Source organism: Bacillus sp. AFS001701 (assembly GCF_002559405.1).
Classification (GTDB): domain Bacteria; phylum Bacillota; class Bacilli; order Bacillales; family Bacillaceae_G; genus Gottfriedia.
In genome coordinates this window covers 1-3044 of the sequence record NZ_NTZO01000409.1, presented here as the reverse complement: position 1 = coordinate 3044, position 3044 = coordinate 1, and the positions used below count along the sequence as shown (strand labels likewise).

Below are 3044 nucleotides of genomic sequence, written 5' to 3'. Positions count from 1 at the left end.
CCTTAAGACTAAAGACGTTAATTTTTTTAACGTCTTTTTTTAACGTTTTTAATGCTTATCTCGAAAAAAACATTTTTATTAAGCAAAAATTAAAGAATGAAAGATAAAATAGAAAACAGGAAAAATGAATACAATAAGACAACTAATCAAATACGATGAAGGTGAGAATATTGTTTGTTAATGGTGAGCTTGGCACATATCACGTTCGAGTAAAAGGGGATGGCAAAGTCACAGTTCTTTTAGAATGTGGAATGATGCATACTCTTCATCAATGGAAGTATTTACAAGAAGAGTTGAGTAAATATGCCAAAGTTATAACATACGATCGCTTAGGTTATGGAAAAAGTGGAATATGGACAACAGAACGATCAACAGAGCAACAAGCTTTTGAATGCTATGATATTTTATTAGCATTAAATATTAAAAGTCCATTAATTGCTGTCGGACATTCTCTAGGGGCATATATTGTATTCCAATTGTCTCGCCTATTTCCAAGTGCTATCCAATCAATGATTTTACTCGATCCAACACATCCGACTTTAGAGGAGCATGAGCAGAAATTATATGATAAGTTATTATATCAGTTTGCGTTAATGATGAAGAATGCCAACCAATTTAAACTTACTAAGGCAATTCCAAATAAGCTAATTAATAAATTAATGAAAACTACCCCAGATAATCAGTTCGAAATGATTAGCGCAATTAAGAGCTATAAGCATTGGAAGACTGTTGTTAGTGAGTGGAAAAACCTAAATTATAGTAACTTACGTATAAAGGACGCATTGAAAATTAAAATGAATATTCCTTTACTAGTATTAACAGCTTCCAATCAAAGTGGTTTACAGCTTAATCTGAAGAAAAAAAAGGAATTACTACATAAAGTTGAAAAATATCATAATGAATATTGTGAAACAACGAATCAAGGTAACCGTCAAACATTAGAAGGCCATACACATTCAACTATTTATGGAAATAATGAAGAAAATGCAAAATCGATTGGTCATTTCATAAAAAAACAAATTGAATTATTAAATTAAAACAAAGCTGTTTTAGTCGTTGCCTGACTTTAACAGCTTTTTTATATTTTTTTCAAAAGATATAATTCCATTTCGCAATCAGATGATCACGTACGAAAACCGAGCATCATGGAACTGAAATCATCACTCCTCTCCATAAAATAGGTACAAGAGTCATTTTTCTTTATTATTAATTTTCCAACTTTTATAAATTAATAGAATAAATTACTTGTCCATTCATAAAATGAAGAGAGAATATAGTCCAGGAGATGATATCATGACAAGAAGCTCAGTCAAATCAACGATGAAAAAACATGTTAAAGATTATTTGTCACTCTATATTTTTGTTAGTGTGATCTTACTTTTTGGTGTAGTATTTGGAGCAGTCATCGTAAATAGTATGAATGTGAGTCAAAAGCAGGATATTCTATCCTTTATTACACATTTTTTTGGACAAGTTAATAATGGTGATTATATTAGCGGGAATGAAGTGTTTCTTTCTAGCTATTCTTCTCATTTGAAGTTTTTAGCATTGATTTGGGTTTTAGGGATCTCAATCATCGGATTACCAATCATTCTTATTTTATTATTTATGAAAGGATTGGTAGTTGGATTTACAGTTGGATTTTTAGTCAATCAATTAGGTTGGCACGGTATTTTATTAGCATTTTCTTCTGTTTTTCCACAAAATGTTATCGTTTTACCATTATATATACTATTAACAGTTTTAGCAGTTCAGTTATCCATTCGAATGATTCGAAAACAATTTATTAAAAATGATAATGAACCAATTATGAAACAGTTAGTCTCGTATTCTATTGTCTTTGGAGTTATTGCTGTTTGCTTAAGTATTGCAAGTATTATTGAGGCATATGGTTCAACTTATTTTTTAAAAGCCATTTCAGAAATAATTGTTTCAAAAAATTAACAAATAATTTTTGACACTTTCTCTTTCTTTGTTATAATTATTATCAAGTGGCGAGGGAGTGAAAAGAATGGAAGAACGAGTTGAACGAATAAAGAAACAACTACATTTAGCAGGATACAAATTAACACCACAACGGGAATCCACTGTTCGTGTTTTATTAGAAAACGAAGAAGATCACCTAAGTGCAGAAGATGTTTACCTCCTTGTGAAAGAAAAATCGCCAGAAATTGGACTTGCTACTGTTTATCGTACGTTAGAATTACTAACTGAGTTAACAATTGTTGATAAAATAAATTTTGGTGATGGCGTTTCAAGATACGACTTAAGACATGAAGGTGCACAACATTTTCACCATCATTTAATTTGCACGGTTTGCGGAGCAGTAGATGAAATTCATGAAAATCTATTAAGTGAAGTTGAAAAGACAGTTGAAGAACGTTGGAATTTTAAAATTAAAGATCATCGATTATCATTTCATGGTATATGCCATCGTTGCCATGATCAAAACGAAGAGTAGTAGAATGATTTTAATTTAATTAAAATCATTTTATTTTTGATTCAAAAAAGACGGAGCAGTTCAATAAAAAGAGTCTGCTCTTTTTCATGTTCTAAAAAATGACACTGAATGATTAATGTTGATTTTTTGAAGTATGATTTGTCCTATTTTTGCATAGTATGTAGTAATGATGTCTTTACTTCTAGCAAAAGGTGGTGGTCATATGAAAAAAAGAGCAAGCATTGTTTTTAATGTAATAAAAGTTACAATTTTATTCATTACATGTACAATTTTATTTTATTTTGCTATTCAATGGATTCATTCTGAATATGAAAATATGCATCGATATGACCGACCAGAAGGCTCTATGTTAAAGGTGGACATTCATAAAAAGGATGGTGCTTTTAACCAATTGGTACGGTTTTATCAAAACGGGGAGTAATGAAATGTGACAACGACTGATAAAACACCTTTTAAAAAAGAATTTGATTTTGCAACGGAGGATTTTATTCATTTTATCCAAGTTGAAAAAGGTTTATCTAAAAATACAATTCTATCATATGGTAAAGATTTAGAAAGCTACGGAAAATATTTGGACGTTGTT

5 protein-coding genes are annotated in these 3044 nt (G+C 30.2%); all 5 read left to right on the top strand.

The genetic code is table 11. From position 1 onward, the window contains the following. Positions 1-170: 170 nt before the first annotated feature. On the top strand, positions 171-1037 hold the full coding sequence (locus CN514_RS20230; RefSeq protein WP_176525998.1) for an alpha/beta fold hydrolase: 867 nt from the start codon (positions 171-173) through the stop codon (positions 1035-1037). 256 nt (positions 1038-1293) lie between these two features. Continuing rightward, on the top strand, positions 1294-1944 hold the full coding sequence (gene spoIIM / locus CN514_RS20225; protein ID WP_098234127.1) for a stage II sporulation protein M: 651 nt from the start codon (positions 1294-1296) through the stop codon (positions 1942-1944). Between the two features lie 67 nt (positions 1945-2011). Further along, complete coding sequence (fur, locus tag CN514_RS20220) at positions 2012-2461, top strand: ferric iron uptake transcriptional regulator (RefSeq protein WP_098234126.1); 450 nt, start codon at positions 2012-2014, stop codon at positions 2459-2461. Positions 2462-2663: 202 nt separating this feature from the next. Further along, on the top strand, positions 2664-2882 hold the full coding sequence (locus CN514_RS20215) for a YqzK family protein (RefSeq protein WP_056466929.1): 219 nt from the start codon (positions 2664-2666) through the stop codon (positions 2880-2882). 6 nt (positions 2883-2888) lie between these two features. Further along, on the top strand, positions 2889-3044 hold a 156-nt coding region (locus CN514_RS20210), incomplete at its 3' end, for a site-specific integrase (protein ID WP_176525997.1).